Raw genomic sequence first — 16,456 nt, 5'->3', positions numbered from 1 at the left:
CTTTCCCTGCCAAAATTCAAACACACTCCAAAAGATAGTCAAATGAATAGTTTGATATCAGAAATCCATTGCAGATTGTCCAGAGATACCATAACGATTGATCTCCGAAAAATATATATAAAAATTTTATATATGTATTGACATTGTGGTAGCATCGAAGTATAGTATATATAAAATTTATATATATAAATATTTTACATATATACCAGGAGGTGATTTAATGTATTTTCCGGTATCAGCATTATTGATTGAATATATGATACTGTCAGTGGTAGAAAGCAGGGATTCTTATGGCTATGAGATCAGTCAGACAGTGAAGAAGGCTGCTGACATTAAAGAATCTACGCTCTATCCCATATTGAAGAAGTTACAAAGTGCAGGATATCTGACTACCTATTCGCAGGAGTATCAGGGAAGAAAGAGAAAATACTATTCCCTTACAGAAGAAGGCAAGGCACAGATTGCATATCTGAGCAATGAATGGCAAATCTACAAAGACACTGTAGATGGAATTATTGAAGGGAGGATAAGAGGTTGAGCAAAGAGGAATATTTAAACCAGCTGCATAAATATCTGCGGAAGCTTCCGAGACAGGACTATGAAGATGCAATGGAATATTTTACCGAGTATTTTCAGGAGACAGATGAGGAAGGAGCAGAAGAACTGATGAAAGAACTTGGTACGCCGAAGGAGGCTGCCAGAGAACTGATGGCGAATCTTCTGAATAAGAAAATAGAAGCTCATCAGAATTATGAAACAGATGGACAGACCAGAGCAGAACAGAAAGGTTCCGGAAAACATGTGGTATGGATAGCGCTATTGGTATTATTTGCAGCACCGGTAGGAGCTCCGCTTCTGGCAGCATTTGCTGCAGTCGTTATTGCATTAGTTGTGTGTGTATTTGCAATTTTGTTATGTGTAGTTTTATTTACGGCATGTCTGATGCTTATTGGCGGGAAAATCCTTATCCGCGGTATACTGGCAGTTCCGTTTTCTATGAGCGGTTTTGCAATGCTTACAGGAAGTGGGCTGTTGGCTGTGGGCGCTGGCATCCTTGGTGTACTGTTGTGCGTATATCTATGTAAATGGAGCAGCATGCTGATTGCGAAGCTGGTACGCCGGATCACAGGCAGAAAGAGAGAGAGGTTAGAACGATGAAAAGATGGGCAAAGGCATGGCTTGCAGTAGGAGTCGGATGCTGTGTATGTGGTGCAGCTTTGACGGGCATCGGTGTTGCGAGCGGTGGAAGTAAATATGTGAAATCAGCAGATTTAAACAAAATGGATGGAGCTGCAAAAAAAAGCGAAAATGAGATGGTTCTTGAGAAAACAAAGCTTGATGATTTCGACTCAGCAGACATCTCCATGACAGATATGAATTTGCAAGTAGTCAGCTCAGATGATCAGTACTGTTATATTTCTTATCGGGTATCCGATCAGAAAAAAGATCCGATCAGTTATCAGGTAAAGGATGGTAAATTAAGGATTCAGGAAAATAACAATGATGGGAAGACTTATTATCATGTTGATATCGGATTTTTGTCGGGTCTTTTGGGTGAAGGAACACTTACTACAGATGAAAATGTGGTAACAATTTACGTGCCGGAAGGTCAGAAATGGAAGCTTGCAGATATTAAATCGGATATGAGCAATATATTGCTGAATGGATGCGAAATCGAAAACGGAGCCGTTCAGACGGGTTCAGGAGATGTATTTTTTAAAAATTGCGATTTCAATAATCTGAAAGTGAAAACGGATATGGGTGATCTTTGTTTTATTGGTAAAGAAGACGTGATGCGCACATGGAACATACAGGTGAATACTGATATGGGAGATATCAATGTAGATGATGCGCTGACCGGTAAGATGGTGGAAGACCAGGATGACTGTGATATTTCTTACACACAAAAAGGAACGGGCGGAAATCTGGTGATCCAGACTGACAGTGGAAATATAAGGCTGAAGTGCAGATAACGTTACTGTTTACTTCATTCTCAACAACAGAGCCTTTCCCTGAAATTTTCCGATTGACAGTGAACCTCACATGACTAAAGTCACATGCTTCCAGACGCTTTAGGCGTCAGACTGAATATCGGCGGATACGCCTGTAACTTAGGTCTGCACAATTATGCGCTTTTTCCATGCCGGATACGGCAGGTTTCCACATTACAGGTAGTCCGCTGTATATCTGCCTGTATCTATGCTGCTTTTAAGAGTTCCATTTCTGAATGGAGTTTCCTCAGATCTGCATAGACACATGAAGTTCTACGCTTTACAGGAGGGACTTTTGCCTCCAGCAAAGACCTTTCCGTTGCCGGAAGGGGTTTTAAAAGTTCTCTGATAAAATATCTCGCTCCTATATTACAGGATGCTGACAGGTCACAATTATATCGTTTTCCTGTCTGAAAAGTACAGAGGCTGTGGTTTTTCCAGTCGCGTATTACCACCCCGGAACCATCATAAGCCAATCTGCTGGTATTCCATGCACAGATCCGGGATACCCGCATCCCTTTCCTGTGTGCCTGATGTTCACAACACTTCTGGATATCTCTTTTTCTCCACAGGTGCAGTTTCTGCTTTTTCTTTCCCGATATCTTCCCCTGCATCTCCAGATACTCGAACACGATCACATCTGCGTGGTTTTCTTCCGCATATCTTACAATCGCACCTGCAATTTTTTTGCCCAGTTCTGTATTCAGACGTTTCGTATATGCCCATCTTCCCTGTGTCTGCGCAGAACCATGTTCCCTCTGGGATCTGCGGATCCGTCCCAATGTACGGTACATCCGGTCTTTTTCACTGGGATGATCGATAAATTTTCTTCCCAGGACAGTTCCGTCTGCCCGCATGATGGTACAGACTGCATCGGTATTGATCCCTAAGTCCACGCTGCAGATAACCTGTTCTTTCACAGGTGTTTTGGTAAGTGTTACTTCTTCTGTATAGGAAAAACGCAAAAAGTACTTCTGGTGTCTCTTTTCCAGAGTCGGGGCAGATGCCTTTTTCCCTGACCAGTATTTTCTCAGATATTCCATATCTGTATGAGCCAGACGTACACAGAACCATTTCCAGTCATGGCCGTCATAGAGTTTCAGGTATGCTTCGTCTTTCCCTTCCGCTCCCTCACGATACATGACATCACGGTAGAAGACCGGCATGGCATGATTTTCATATACAAGCTTTGGTTTCCCGCTCTTTCCGTCTGTCTTTTCCCATAGATTCAGCCGTGTTTTATAAGAGGCTACTGTCCCCAGTGCATGCCGGATGGCAGATCTGCGCAGATAGGAAGGCATCTTTGGAAACCGGATATCAAAATCAAAACAGGCATGGTTTTTCTTCGTAGTATGTACCAGATGTTCTGCAGCATTAAAACGCCTCTTTGCATCCGGGATTTCTGCTAATTTTTCCCATACCTGCACATAAATCCCAATCAGATAACTGACAGCAGAACGGTAGATCTCCAGTGTCTGGCGGATCGGGATATTCTGTTTTCGTAATTCTACACCATAACTGGATATTATCTGCATTTTTATTTCTCCCTGATAACTCTTTTCTCAAATCCTGTTGTTTTTTCTACTACCCATGGCTATATTTTAGCACATATAGCGCCAGAAGTAAACGTGTGTTCTTTCTTTGAGTAAAAAATTTGCGCGTCTAACTCATCTAAGTTCACTAAAGTAACGAGAATGTGACGCGCAAATATTCAAAAACTCCCTATTATTCTGTAATGCCTGCCTATAAGATAACTAATAGTATATCATACTTCACATTTTTTTCCATGCCTCCTGTAACAGAAAAAACAGTAACTTTTTATCAGCGCAGGTAATTTCTCTAAATCATCCAGATTATAATCCTGATAAAGTTCTCATCACCAGATCTACATCTTTGTTCTCCAGTTCCTGAATAATGTGCAGGTATGTTTTCTGTGTTGTAGTCATACTTGCATGCCCCAGTCTGCGCGCAACACTGGCAATGGACACTCCTGCAAACAATAATAATGAGGCATGGGTATGTCTGAGTCCATGTATGGAAATCTCAGATATCCCACACCTTCTGCAATGCCTGGTAAGCACATCATTCACAGTAGAATTGTAAACCTTTGATTCTCCCACAAAAACAGGCTGATCTTGCGGAAGTGTTTTGGTCAGTTCTGAGAATTTTACAACAATCTGCCAGTCAATCTGAATTTTTCTCACAGAAGATTTATTCTTTGTTGGAAGGAAACCTCCTTCACCTTTATAATCCCAGGTTTTGCTTATTGACAGCGTCTGCCTGCCAAAATCAAAATCTGCCGGAGTAATCGCCAGAGCTTCTGAAAATCTCATTCCGGTTTTTGCAACAAGAAGAATAAACCAGTCCCAGTTTGGCTCCTCCTTAATATCCAGATCAGCGATCAATGTATGAAGTTCAAACTGATTCAGATATTTTATTTTCTTGGCCTTGGGAGTTTTTCCCTTAATGATGGCTTTTCTAGTCGGATCTCGTTCTATCATTCCTTCATCAACTGCATCCAGAATGGCACCTTTCAGCTGATGATGAAAATCCAGCGTAGTCTGTCTCTCATGTTCCCTTGCATAATCATTCAAAAGCTGCTGATATACCGTTCTGGTCAGCTCTGACACCTTCAGTTCAGGCACCAGCTTCTCCACCCACCTCTGTGTCATCAGATATTTTGCCATAGTTGCTTCACGAATTGCACCCTTTTTATATACATCAATCCACTGTGCATAATACTTCGAAAACAGTACATTGTTATTTGTATCATTTGACATAAGCATTCTCCATTTCCGAAATGACCTGCGCTGATATTTACAATGTAATGACTACAGCAATTCTGCAAATAGAGCGAATAAATTGATGGATTTATGCAGTCATAAGAAGAGGTTTTATCTCTTCATCCAGAGTTTTCTTCAATTCTGCCATCATGCGATTATAAAATTTATACTTCGGCAAAGCTGTTTCCTGTGCTTCTTTGTAGCTGGTATAATCAACAGTCGCTTTAATTGCCGTTTCATTGGGGATTTTCCCATTTCTGTAATGGATTGCCGCATACATTACATCATCCTTTGACGCATACCATTGAATACAGAAATCAGAGATAACTTTTTCCACACAGTCTCGTTTCATATTCTCAATAATATTAAGGATAGATTTTCCCCTGTACTTTTTGTCATCTTTCTCAATATCTGCAATCAGATTTGACATAAGGTCTGCTACTTTTTCATTATCTTTGCGAAGCTCCGCCACGTACTGTTTTACTTCTTCCAGCTTTTTCTGTCGTTCCTGTGGTGTAATTTCCTCATCCTCCTCTGTCGGAGTTACAATATTCTGGATCAGGTTAATGATATATTCGTAATCAATCTTTGTACTGCTGTATGCCATCAATTCATAATCCTGATCCACCTGTGTATCACCGGAATCTGAATCCCCATAATCTTTGGAATCACGAATCTCTTCCATTACATTTTTATAATGACCTGCATAATCCTCATATTCTGTCTCTGTAATTCCATACGTTTCCAACATACTGTCGTCATACTTTGTAAAAGATTTCAGTTGTGCAAACAGGCTGTCAAACTCCTGGAACATTTTTGCAAAAATTTTCTTCTCTTTCATGGACATACCCGGAATGTCCGAAGGCTTCTCAGCGCAGATTTCCAGTGCTGAAAGTGCTTTACGAAATGCAGGCTCTACTTCATCCCATTCTGCCAGCAACGCTGTCTCTGTGCTTCCGGCAGAATACAATTTCACTGCATTGTCCACGCACTTCTTAAAGAGCATTGGTGCCTGAAAGGTTACAATCTGTCCATATGTCTTATTGGTGTCATAAATACGGTTAGTTCTTGAAAAAGCCTGAATCAGATCATGAGGTCCCATAGGCTGACGGTCAATAAAAATCGTAGACATACATGGTGCATCAAAACCTGTAAGCAGTCTGTCTACCACAATTACCAGATCCAGCTGTTCTCGTCTGCTTTTAAATCTGGCATCTTTTCTGGCAAGACGTTTATTCAGATTGGCATTATAGCTCTGTATCTGAGACATTTCATATTTCGTTCCAAACATACCATTGTAATCATCCAAAGATTTCTGCATTTTTTCCTGATTTACATGAGAGCCTTCTTCGTTTTCGGTAACAGAATAGGTGATGGCGAATTTAGGAAAGTCCGGAAGCACCTGTCTGATTTTCTCATCAATCACAAGAGAAGTTTCTCCGTTCTTTACCCTGGTAAGCAGCTCATAATATTTCTGCGCAACCTGAATGGATTTGGTTGTAAGCATACACTCATATGTCATTCCCTTTCCATTCTGAAGACCTAATTTGTAATAGGATTTGTTTAAAATTACATCCAATACCTTTAACATATGCGTTTCATTGTCATACTGGCTGCTGTCCGTTTCATCTGTCATATTTTTAGGACCATTATGCTCAACCTGAAATCCCAGAACCGCCTTGTCATGAATTGCATTCTGTATGGTATAAGAATGGAGACATTTTCCATATAATTCTTCTGTTGTTCGTGGCAAATCGCCCATCTGCGGATATGGATTCTCTGCGAAGCGTGGAGTTCCGGTAAAACCGTACCATAAAGACCTGCCAAAGAAGCGTTCCAGTTCTCTCTTTGTTTTCGGTGTCACTGCCCTGTGGCACTCATCCACTACAAAAGCAATCCTCAGATTTTTGATTTTATCAAAGTCCGAGGTACCTTCCTGCAGTCTTTTACTTATGAGAATCTGCATTTTCTGGATTGTCGTTACAATCACCTGACGGTCAGCCGATTTTAATTTCTTTTTTAGATCATTTACATTATCTGTTTCATCCACATCTACCAGATCATTATTTGCATATGCCTGAAATGCCATAGTTGTCTGTGTATCCAGATCTTTACGGTCAATAAGAAAAATCGTCTTATCAATACTTGGAATATCCATCAAAAGATTTCTTGTTGCCTTATAGGATGTCAGTGTTTTTCCCGAACCGGTTGTATGCCATACAAAACCGGATTCTCCGGTTTTTGAAGCTTCACGTATAGACTCAATGGCATGAATCTGATATGGTCTGAGCAGAATCAGCCGTCTGGCATCTTCATCCAGAACTGTGTATCTGGCAATCATTTCATGAGCCTGGGGAATACGGAGTACACTCTTTGTGAAGCTAAGATAATCTGAAACAGGATTATTCTTTCTGTCTACCCATCCACTCATAAATTTGGGATTTAACTCTGTATCCCCTGCTGCCGCAAAATATCTGGTATCCACACCATTACTAACTACAAACATCTGCACAGCTGAGAAAATCCCGGTAAATTTACCCTCACCAATATATTTTTTTATCTGCCAGAATCCGTCCATGTAAGAATGCTGTTTATTCTTCAACTCAATATGTATCATGGGAAGCCCATTAATCATAAGAGTTACATCAAATCTTCTGTCCCGCACATCTGTGGAATCCTCATCATCTGATTTCAGTGCTTTATACTGATTAATCACTTCATAAACACTGGAACCGCCTGCAATATGCTCATGGTTCATCACTACAAGATGCAACTTTTCCGTATCCCGCTGTACATGAACCATTACCTTTCCATTCTCACCTACCAGCCATTCCCCGGCTTTATAAAATGAGGAAAACTGCAGCTGGTTCTTTACCTGTTCAAATTCAGAGTCAGAAAGACCCTCTCCATCCAGCCTGTCCTTATTATTCTGCTCCAGAATATATCTGAAATTCGCCCACAGATCCTCATCAGTTTTTAAATCCTCCCGGTATGTCCACTGGGAATCTCCGTAAATTAGCTGTTCTATTAATTTTTCCTCTATCATTGACTCTAATTCTGACATATTTTTCTTCTCCTTTGTGTTTCGTGTGGGTAGTTGGATGGTTGGGATGGGGAATTGGCTTTCGCTGGTGAAGAGTAATGAGGTTATCTAAACTTTGAAAATACTCACCTATTTGCTGTTGTTCTTCTCCTGATGGAATCATAAATTCCATTTTTGAGAACATATAACCTGTAATCTGATTAATAGTTGCTCCCATATTCTTTGCAATTTCATTTTCAAATACAGAAGTGTCAAGTAGTGCATTTACAAAAGAAGAATGTTCAGAACGCATGCCGCTCATAAATGCTCCAATTACTGTATTTGGCATAGAAACCTTAATTTGCGCATGTTTTCCAATAAGTGCACGTGAACCATTTCTTACTACAACTATAATATCACCTTCCTGTACATTTTCAGATGTAGCCACTTTATCATTCACATACACATTGTCAGCATCTATAATTTCTCCATTTTTCACATTTGAAGATCTCAATACCAATGTTCCTGTTTCTTCCACATCGTCTGGCGTATAAGTCAAACCATTAAAAAATGAAACAAATTCAGGAAGCTTACGCTGTTCCCAAGGATTAGCATTTACAACTGCTCTCTAACCATCATCAGAGCATACCCTAACAGATTTTTCCCCTTCCACTTACTTAGATCAAGTCTATTGGGATCTCTCATGGATAAACCTATCCCCCAAATCTGATCTCTTACTGCACATTCTGCCAATATTGCGTCACCTGTATCAACAAGTTTTTCTTTCAATTCTGCATTTTGACTGAATTTCGCCTTTAATCCTTCATAGACAACAATCTGCCTTACGCCATTCCAGGTATTTTCATCATACCCATGTACCTCACGCCCTAATTTCTTAATTTCCGCAACATCATTTGTGCCCAGTATCTCATTTACTACTGAAGCATCATGAAAGCGGCATGCTTTCTGATACATCATAAACTGTTCCATTGAAGAAAATTCTATTCCATCAACTGTGAAATGAGTCGGATACCAGTTACTCAAATATCCATTTTCTTCATTCGGGTTGTGAAAACAAATAATATTCATTAAACCTCACCTACTTTTCTGACTGCCAGCTCAAGTTCCAGATCATGAAGTCCGTAATAAGCTTTCTTCAAAAAATCCACCGGGATTTTCTGAACAACTTCTGAACTTGGCATATTATAATACCACTGATAATATGCGTAAAATTCTCCAATCCAGTCCGGAATAAAACCTTTTAAGTTTTCTCCTTCCTGCAATCTGTAATGATCAGTTTTAAGAAAATACGACCATAAATCTTCCACATTCATTGTATTCACATAAGCCTGTGCTTCATCTATGCTCTTTCTCGTTTTGCTCTTCATGTATGTGTTAATAAAATCTTCTGTATTTTTATCAGGGAATGACTGTGCTACAAAATCAAACAGCTTTCCCTGATTTTCTACAACATCGCTTAAATAAGCTTCTGCATACGCTCTCATAATCCTCTCCTAAAGCAATGTACTGAATACATTCGTTACTTTATTGGCATCAGAATCAATTAATTCCCGCATCTTTTGTCTTGCTGAAACATCTCGCTGATTATATTTTTCTCTGAATTCCATATAATCAACAGGCAGCAGACCGTCCTGTACTTCCTGCAAATGCTCATATGCCAGCCTGGATTTAATACAATATTGGATTCCCAGACCACCAAGAGAAAGCAATTCCGTCAGAATGTCCATATCAATATTATCTCTTACAAATTCCTTTGCAATATAAAAGTAAGAAGCATTGGCTCTCCAGCCCTTAATCACATCATATCCTTCTGTATCTATTCCATATTTCTCAATAAATTTTTTTGATAACACCCGATAACGTTTGGAATCGGAAGCATCTCTGTGTTTCATCAGCTCTGCCAGCCATGAGAGAACATCTTTTTCCTGAAAATCCAGTATTTTTAATTGGTCGGTATCCAGTTCATATCGATGAACCCAACCATTCTCATCATTAGGTTTACAAACAGCCCATTCCTTTGCAAGATTCAGGTTATCTGTCAAATAAAACCCCATGCCATAATCATGTTTTTTCTCACCAAGTCCGTATGTTGGCACTACAATTCTGTTCGGAGTTCCATGAAATAACGTAATTTTTTCCATTTGCTCACCTTTTTTCCTAGACAAACATTTTCTGTAGCATGAATTTCTTTATTTTTTTCAGTTCTTCACACTTTTGCTGGTGAAGGGTGATAAGGTTGTCGAGGTTTCTAAAATAATCTCCTATCTGTCTCTGTTCCATCTCAGATTTAGGGTACATAATATCCGTATCTTGTATTGCAGATTTGGAAATAGATGAAACCTTTGTACCTTGAATCAAAGGAAGCAATTGGTCATGATATGAACCCGAATTCATATAATATCCAAGATAGCCTTCTGCAAAATTTCCTCTTGGTCTACATGGAATAGTATGTAGTCCGGACAATACTTTTTCATCTGTCAAACCCGCTATTTCACTACATTTTCCTACAGTCTCATCCTCCGCTGCATCGGCAATAATGATATCCCCATTTTGCAATAAAGAAGCCAGATGCTTATTTACAAGAGATGCATCCAATAGGTAAGTCATTTCATCCTTTTTAACATCTAAAACCTCTCCATATTTAATCAGAACATCTCCATAATGCACATTCATAACATCTCCACCTGCACTACTTAAGTCTGCCCTAGACAGAGCGTTATTTTGCATAATGTCAAAGGTATCTCTGAACTTACGCTGTTCCCAAGCTTCCGTAAATCCCTTAAATCTGATCTCTGGAACTTTTTGTTCATTTTGAGGAAACATTTTTTGTAACATATATTTTTTTAAACTTTTTACTTCATCACACTTTCGCTGGTGAAGAGTGATGAGGTGGTCAAGACTTTGAAAATATTCCCCAACTTCTTTTTGTTCCTCAAAACTCGGCAAGCAAATCGGTGTATCCGATAATTGTGTAATCGTGTAATGTGCTATAGTTCCAACATGAGAAATATTTCCCAAATAATTTCTAAAGGTTGGAGAGAAGAAAAATTCATATAAAAAATATGGATGAAATTTCCCTTTGTTTTTTATCCATAACAGATCTGCATCTTTTGTGTATAATGACTTATTATCCGGCACAATATAGGGATTTCCAACTGATCCTCCGCCTGTAACAAGGATATCTCCTTCTTCCAATTTTCCTGATACTTTAGAAAGCTTTTCATACAATTCTTCTGAAATAAACGCTTTTTCATTTTCAGTTCCATTTATTGCTGCCATTACATCACTCGATCTATAAAAAGGTACACCATTTGATGTCCATTCATCTTTATGAACTCGTGATGCTGACTTTAATTCTGTTATTTCACCGAACTTACGCTGTTCCCACTCATCCGTATACCCTTTAAATCTAATCTCAGGTCTTTCCATAATTTACCCCTCCATTTTCGCAATCAGTTCATCTAATGATTTCATAATTGCGTCATCTGTAGAAGTTAAATCCCTGAGTAAGGACAGGAATTCCCCCTGTGTTTTTTCTAATTCATCATCTGTTTTTTTCATCTCGGATAACAGATCATTCAGGTCTATCTCTTCTTCTTTTTCAAAGTTGTCAACATAGCGTGGGATATTGAGGTTAAAGTCGTTCTTTTCTATTTTTTCAAAGCTGGCAAGAAACGATTCTTTTTCTACAGTTTCCCGTTTACTGTACAGTTTCATTACTTCATTGATATGCACATCTGTCATTTCATTCTGCTTCTTGCCTTTGTCAAATTTCTTTGAAGCATCAATAAACAGCACATCTCTGCCATCTCTGTGCTTCTTCAGCACGATAATACAAGTTGGAATCGAAGTATTGTAAAAGAGATTTGCCGGTAAACCAATTACTGCATAAATATTTCCGGAACGAAGCAGCTTTTCTCTGATTTTCCCTTCCGCAGCTCCCCTGAAGAGGACACCATGTGGAAGTACAATTGCCATAGTTCCATTATTTTTCAGATGGTAGAGTCCATGCAGTAAGAAAGCGTAATCTGCTTTTGATTTCGGTGCAAGTACCCCATAATCACTGAATCTTTCATCCTGCAGAAAGCCTGCTGCTGCGGTCCATTTTGCGCTGTAAGGCGGATTCATAAGTACCATATTGAAGTCTGTTTCTTCATCTGTTGGCCAGTCTCCGTCAAGAGTATCGCCATTTCTCAGATTCTGATTCTCTGCCGGAATGCCATGAAGAAACATATTCATTCTTGCAAGATTGTAAGTTGAAGTATTTAATTCCTGTCCATAATATTTAATGTACTGAGAATATTTCGCATATTTTTTTGCATTAAGCAGAAGAGAGCCGGAACCCATACATGGGTCATAGACAGATAATCCCTGTTTTTCTTCCTGTCCTGCGATTGCAATACGAGTAAGAATTTTGGATACTGCCTGAGGTGTATAGAATTCACCTGCTTTCTTTCCTGTCTCTGATGCAAACTGTCCGATCAGATACTCATAGGCATTTCCAAGTATTTCCGCATCTGAATTCAATAAATCTGCTTTATCAATTTCTTTTATCAGACTTGCAACTGTATCACTCTGCTTCTGATCTCCCGTTCCCAGACGGTTAGAATACAGATCAATATCTGCAAATAAATCTGCAAAGATAGGATCACTTTGTTCAATATTATTGAATGCTTTCTGCAGCTGCTCTCTGTTAAAAGAATTGTTTCTTGCAGCATCTGCAAAATACGTGTATGTAAATTCAGGCTCGATCACATAATGGCATTCTTCTTTCATTCCCTGTTTCAGTTCCTCGCTACCTTCACTTTCCAATTCTTTTACATATACATCCAGTGCTTCTTTTAATGTCTGTGGTTTACCATCACAGATCATATCATATACTTTGATAAGAAAAGAATCTGACAGGTATTTATAGAAAATAATTCCCAGAAGATAGTTTTTATATTCATTTGCATCCATTTTTGAGCGAAGAATATCTGCTCCGCTCCACAATACACTGATCAGATCTTTACTGTTTTCCATTTCAGCCATTTCACGTTCCCCCGTTTTTACTATCGCTTATGTATAGCGTAAGTATATCATATTTTTTTTGAACATGATACATTTCTGTATTAATTGTCGTGGGAAATTTCAGCTCTCTCAGATTCCCTTCACAATTTCATACAACGCTTCCACACTGCAGGGCAGTACTGCTTCGTCGATTTGGAACTGGTTGTGGTGGAGGGGGTGGCTTTTTCCGGGGATTCCGGCCAGGAATATGGCGAAGAGGCCTTTTGTTTCGCGGAAATAACGGTAAGCATTATCTCCGGAGAGGAATAATTCATCTTCGCCTTCCAGAATAAAGCGGTCTCCGAAAATCTTATTTCCCACCTGACACGCAATATCCACCAGCCCATCATCATTGGCAAAAGGATAGACCGGTTCTTTTGGGAAATCCATGGTGATCTGTGTGCCGGTCTGCTGCCCGATCTCCACCAGCTTCTCTTCCAGTTCTTTTTTCAGGGCATAATAAGTTTCCTCATAAGCTGCGCGGATATTTCCGTTCATCACTACATGATCTGCAATAATGTTGGTATATTTACCTCCCTGCACAGTTCCGATTCCCAGAATATATTTTCCAACATCCGGATGTTCTCTGCCAAAGTTCTCATTCAGATCATGAATGGCATTGATGACCTGAGCAGCCCCATAGATACTGTCTATGCCTTTCTGTGCTTCACACCAGTGGCTGGATTTTCCCCGGACATGAAGCTCCATACTGTTGATCATAGAAGAAGCCTGTCCCCGGTGGACTGCCATTCCAAAAGGCAGATCGGAGGCATAATGAAACATGACAAAGGCATCCGGCCTGGGCTCCTCCATAGCACCTGCCTGCAGCATCCGTCTGGCTCCTTCCCCGATTTCCTCTGCCGGCTCAAAGAGAAAACGTACCCTCACTGGGAAATCCTCCTGCTCTTTGGCCACAATCTTTGCCAGGATCAGGGCAGATGCAATAATGCAGTCGTGTCCGCAGGCATGCATACAGCCATTGTCTGCTGCATAGGGTAAACCTGTTTTCTCTGTTATGGGAAGAGCATCCATCTCTGCCCGAACTACTACCATCTTGGCCCGATTCTGTAGACCTGGCAGCTCTGCTATCAGTCCTGTTGGAGGGACTTCTGTAATGGTATATCCCAGTTTTTCCAGATAACGCCTTACATATGCGGAGGTTTCATATTCCTGCAGGGCAAGCTCCGGATATTGGTGGAAATGCCGCCTCAGCTGTATCAGTTCCTGTGTAAAATTTTCTATCTGCATAATTTCTCCTGTCTGTTATCAATATAGAATACTGCTGTAACTGTTTTTTACCTATATATATTATAGAGAAAGGCTGCCGGAATATCCATTCTGATATTTCGACAGCCTTTTACGTGCTGTATAACCTTATCGCACATCTCCCACAAAAAACAACGCCATAGTTCCCGGGCCTGAATGTGCACCGATGGTAGCACCTACCTGGTTAATAATGATGTTCTTTATATTATATTTTTCCTTCACCTTTGCCGCAACATACTGTGCATCCTGTTCGCAGTCACCATGACTGATAAAAATAGTATCGCAGTCAGCTCCAAAGCTTCCGATTTTTTCATCCATCAGCTTTACCAGTTCCTGAAGTGCCTTCTTTCTGCCGCGGACCTTACCAATTGCAGTCAGCTTGCCCTCATTATCTACATGAAGCACAGGTTTGATATTCAACATGCTTCCTACAATTGCAGTTGTTCTGGAAACACGTCCCCCTCTGTATAGATGGTTCAGATCATCCACAGTAAACAAATGTACCATTTTCAGCTTGTTTTTCTCTACCCAGTCTGCAACATCCTCCAGCGTCTGGCCCAATTCTTTTTTCTGCTGCGCCAGCCATACCAGAAGTCCCTGTCCCAGGGAGGCAGAAAGAGAATCCACCACTATAATCTTCCGGTCCGGATATTCCTCCATCAGTTCCTCTGCTGCGATACGGCTGCTATTATATGTACCGCTTAAACCAGAGGAAAATGCAATATGAAGAATATCTTTTCCTTCTTTCAGGTAAGGCTCCAGCAGTGTTTTTGCATTTTCAGGATTTACCTGTGCTGTGGTTGGCATGGAACCGTTTCTCATTGCCTCATAAAATTCATGCTCCGGAAGGAAATTTTCATGTGTATAATTTTTTCCATCCATGGAATAACTGAGATACATGCAGCCTACTCCATGGTCTTTGAAATATTTCTCCGGAAGATCTGAATTGTTGTCGGTGGTGATCACATATTCGCTCATGTTGTCGCCTCTCGTTTTCTGATATTTTTCAATTTCTGCCCATATAAATACAGATATATACAGTATAGCATCAAACTATCAACCAAACAACTACTTTTCCTTCTCAACTGCCTTAATCGCTTCCTGCAGCTGGTTATCCTCCTCATGTGTGATCTCATCTCTGGTCTTATTCAGCAGGTTATTATCCAGAGAAACCTCTATATCCGGTTTGATCCCAATTTTATTAATATTATTTCCCTTAGGTGTATAATAATTGGCAATGGTAAGCTTCACTGCACTTCCATCGTTCAACTGACGGATAGACTGTACTACCCCTTTTCCATATGTAGTAGTGCCCACAATGGTTCCGATTCCATAATCCTTCACAGCTCCTGCAAAAATCTCCGATGCACTGGCGCTGCTTTCATTAACCAGAACAGACAGGGGAAGCTGCAGTTCATTTTCTCCATCGCATTTTTCTTCTGTACGGTTTCCTTCTTTATCTTCTGTATATACAATCAATCCCTCAGGCAAAATATCCCGCAGGATTTCGCAGACAGAATCCAACAGACCGCCAGGATTGTCCCTAAGGTCTACGATCAGCCTTTCCATCCCCTGGGAATCCAGATCTGCAAAAGCCTTTCTGTACTGTTGGGCAGTTACACCTGCAAATTCTGTAATACGGATATATCCAATCTGATCCTCCAGCATTTCATGGAACACGTAAGGAAGCTCCACATCTGTAATGGAAACCGTAAGCTCCATAGCTTCCTTTACCCCTTCCCGATGAACAGTAAAAACAATACTGTCTTTGTCAGAATTTTTAACCAGTCCAGCCACATCTGAGACTTCCATATCTGTAATGTCCTCGCCGTCAACAGCACTGATAATATCCCCTTCCTTCAGTCCTGCTTCTTCCCCGGGGCCACCTTCATAGCATTTTTCCACACGCACGCCGCCCTCTTTATTCTTTGACATCAGGATACCGATTCCCACATAAGAACCCTGATTGGAGGTATTCTCCGCCTCATATTCCTCTGCAGTATAATACCTGGAGTAAGGATCATCCAGGCCATAGAGCAAACCTGTATACAATCCTTCCTTCAGTTTCTCCTCATCCTTATCTCCCAGATAATATTGATCAATCATACTTTCCAAATATGTAAGTTTTTCCGTACATTTCCGATCCCCAAGTACTGTATCTCCCCTGAAATAATTCACTCCTGCATAAACCCCGGTGCTTACACAGGCAGTAATCAGGACTCCTGCCAGTGCTCCTTTCCAGAATTCTCTGTTCTTCATGTTCTGTCTCCTGTTTTCTATTTTTTCGCCTTCTGTCAAAGGCCACACAACCAGCCAGTAAAAAA

The 16,456-nt window shown here is 40.3% G+C and carries 15 protein-coding genes; 3 read left to right on the top strand and 12 right to left on the bottom strand.

Going from position 1 to position 16,456, the window contains the following annotated elements:
• Positions 1–220 precede the first annotated feature (220 nt).
• From ACTNDS_RS00890 to ACTNDS_RS00880, 3 genes are read left to right on the top strand one after another with little or no spacing between them, the layout of a single operon-like run.
• Positions 221–538 (top strand): PadR family transcriptional regulator, encoded by a 318-nt coding sequence (locus tag ACTNDS_RS00890; protein ID WP_025579216.1) that lies wholly within the window; start codon positions 221–223, stop codon positions 536–538.
• Complete coding sequence (locus tag ACTNDS_RS00885) at positions 535–1,158, top strand: DUF1700 domain-containing protein (RefSeq protein ID WP_291807737.1); 624 nt, start codon at positions 535–537, stop codon at positions 1,156–1,158. The genes ACTNDS_RS00890 and ACTNDS_RS00885 overlap by 4 nt, the downstream gene beginning before the upstream one ends.
• Positions 1,155–1,973, top strand: a complete 819-nt coding sequence (locus ACTNDS_RS00880; protein WP_441032617.1) for a DUF4097 family beta strand repeat-containing protein — start codon at positions 1,155–1,157, stop codon at positions 1,971–1,973. Before ACTNDS_RS00885 ends, ACTNDS_RS00880 begins: the two co-directional genes overlap by 4 nt.
• A 224-nt stretch (positions 1,974–2,197) precedes the next feature.
• Here the strand turns inward: ACTNDS_RS00880 and ACTNDS_RS00875 are convergent, their stop codons facing one another.
• From ACTNDS_RS00875 to ACTNDS_RS00820, 12 genes are all read right to left on the bottom strand, one after another.
• A complete protein-coding gene (locus ACTNDS_RS00875; RefSeq protein WP_441032614.1) occupies positions 2,198–3,526 on the bottom strand; it encodes an IS200/IS605 family accessory protein TnpB-related protein in 1,329 nt (442 codons plus the stop codon).
• 318 nt (positions 3,527–3,844) lie between these two features.
• A complete protein-coding gene (locus ACTNDS_RS00870) occupies positions 3,845–4,771 on the bottom strand; it encodes a site-specific integrase (protein ID WP_441032611.1) in 927 nt (308 codons plus the stop codon).
• A 91-nt stretch (positions 4,772–4,862) separates the two neighbouring features.
• On the bottom strand, positions 4,863–7,838 hold the full coding sequence (locus ACTNDS_RS00865; protein WP_441032608.1) for a type I restriction endonuclease subunit R: 2,976 nt from the start codon (positions 7,836–7,838) through the stop codon (positions 4,863–4,865).
• Positions 7,744–8,355: a restriction endonuclease subunit S gene (locus tag ACTNDS_RS00860; RefSeq protein WP_441032603.1), complete on the bottom strand. Its 612-nt coding sequence runs from the start codon at positions 8,353–8,355 to the stop codon at positions 7,744–7,746. The genes ACTNDS_RS00865 and ACTNDS_RS00860 overlap by 95 nt, the downstream gene beginning before the upstream one ends.
• Before the next feature lie 56 nt (positions 8,356–8,411).
• Complete coding sequence (locus tag ACTNDS_RS00855) at positions 8,412–8,885, bottom strand: NADAR family protein (protein WP_441032600.1); 474 nt, start codon at positions 8,883–8,885, stop codon at positions 8,412–8,414.
• On the bottom strand, positions 8,885–9,301 hold the full coding sequence (locus tag ACTNDS_RS00850) for a hypothetical protein (RefSeq protein ID WP_441032597.1): 417 nt from the start codon (positions 9,299–9,301) through the stop codon (positions 8,885–8,887). The genes ACTNDS_RS00855 and ACTNDS_RS00850 overlap by 1 nt, the downstream gene beginning before the upstream one ends.
• Positions 9,302–9,310: 9 nt before the next feature.
• The gene (locus ACTNDS_RS00845) at positions 9,311–9,958 is read right to left on the bottom strand and encodes a DUF3990 domain-containing protein (RefSeq protein ID WP_441032594.1); all 648 of its coding nucleotides are present in this window, start codon (positions 9,956–9,958) and stop codon (positions 9,311–9,313) included.
• A 16-nt stretch (positions 9,959–9,974) separates the two neighbouring features.
• Complete coding sequence (locus ACTNDS_RS00840; protein ID WP_441032592.1) at positions 9,975–11,246, bottom strand: restriction endonuclease subunit S; 1,272 nt, start codon at positions 11,244–11,246, stop codon at positions 9,975–9,977.
• Positions 11,247–11,249: 3 nt separating this feature from the next.
• Complete coding sequence (locus ACTNDS_RS00835; RefSeq protein ID WP_441032589.1) at positions 11,250–12,848, bottom strand: type I restriction-modification system subunit M; 1,599 nt, start codon at positions 12,846–12,848, stop codon at positions 11,250–11,252.
• Positions 12,849–12,956: 108 nt separating this feature from the next.
• Positions 12,957–14,114 carry a M20 metallopeptidase family protein gene (locus ACTNDS_RS00830; protein WP_441032587.1) on the bottom strand — a complete coding sequence of 386 codons (1,158 nt, stop codon included), beginning with the start codon at positions 14,112–14,114 and terminating at the stop codon, positions 12,957–12,959.
• Between the two features lie 126 nt (positions 14,115–14,240).
• Positions 14,241–15,110, bottom strand: coding sequence for a DegV family protein (locus ACTNDS_RS00825; protein ID WP_441032584.1), 870 nt, complete (start codon positions 15,108–15,110; stop codon positions 14,241–14,243).
• 90 nt (positions 15,111–15,200) lie between these two features.
• The gene (locus ACTNDS_RS00820; protein ID WP_441032581.1) at positions 15,201–16,391 is read right to left on the bottom strand and encodes a S41 family peptidase; all 1,191 of its coding nucleotides are present in this window, start codon (positions 16,389–16,391) and stop codon (positions 15,201–15,203) included.
• Between the last annotated feature and the right edge of the window lie 65 nt (positions 16,392–16,456).

This window comes from Blautia sp. HCP3S3_C12, from assembly GCF_052064155.1.
Taxonomy (GTDB): Bacteria; Bacillota; Clostridia; order Lachnospirales; family Lachnospiraceae; genus Blautia_A.
The sequence above is the reverse complement of the archived record's forward strand: the minus strand, read 5'-3'. Positions and strand labels throughout refer to the sequence as shown.

What these genes read in the sequence shown, in the direction of transcription:
- ACTNDS_RS00835 (WP_441032589.1), bottom strand. Translation starts at nt 12,848, where the DNA reads ATGGCTGAAATGGAAAACAGTAAAGATCTGATCAGTGTATTGTGGAGC.
- ACTNDS_RS00825 (WP_441032584.1), bottom strand. Translation starts at nt 15,110, where the DNA reads ATGAGCGAATATGTGATCACCACCGACAACAATTCAGATCTTCCGGAG.
- ACTNDS_RS00820 (WP_441032581.1), bottom strand. Translation starts at nt 16,391, where the DNA reads ATGAAGAACAGAGAATTCTGGAAAGGAGCACTGGCAGGAGTCCTGATT.
- ACTNDS_RS00880 (WP_441032617.1), top strand. Translation starts at nt 1,155, where the DNA reads ATGAAAAGATGGGCAAAGGCATGGCTTGCAGTAGGAGTCGGATGCTGT.
- ACTNDS_RS00830 (WP_441032587.1), bottom strand. Translation starts at nt 14,114, where the DNA reads ATGCAGATAGAAAATTTTACACAGGAACTGATACAGCTGAGGCGGCAT.
- ACTNDS_RS00875 (WP_441032614.1), bottom strand. Translation starts at nt 3,526, where the DNA reads ATGCAGATAATATCCAGTTATGGTGTAGAATTACGAAAACAGAATATC.
- ACTNDS_RS00865 (WP_441032608.1), bottom strand. Translation starts at nt 7,838, where the DNA reads ATGTCAGAATTAGAGTCAATGATAGAGGAAAAATTAATAGAACAGCTA.
- ACTNDS_RS00850 (WP_441032597.1), bottom strand. Translation starts at nt 9,301, where the DNA reads ATGAGAGCGTATGCAGAAGCTTATTTAAGCGATGTTGTAGAAAATCAG.
- ACTNDS_RS00855 (WP_441032600.1), bottom strand. Translation starts at nt 8,885, where the DNA reads ATGAATATTATTTGTTTTCACAACCCGAATGAAGAAAATGGATATTTG.
- ACTNDS_RS00870 (WP_441032611.1), bottom strand. Translation starts at nt 4,771, where the DNA reads ATGTCAAATGATACAAATAACAATGTACTGTTTTCGAAGTATTATGCA.
- ACTNDS_RS00890 (WP_025579216.1), top strand. Translation starts at nt 221, where the DNA reads ATGTATTTTCCGGTATCAGCATTATTGATTGAATATATGATACTGTCA.
- ACTNDS_RS00840 (WP_441032592.1), bottom strand. Translation starts at nt 11,246, where the DNA reads ATGGAAAGACCTGAGATTAGATTTAAAGGGTATACGGATGAGTGGGAA.
- ACTNDS_RS00845 (WP_441032594.1), bottom strand. Translation starts at nt 9,958, where the DNA reads ATGGAAAAAATTACGTTATTTCATGGAACTCCGAACAGAATTGTAGTG.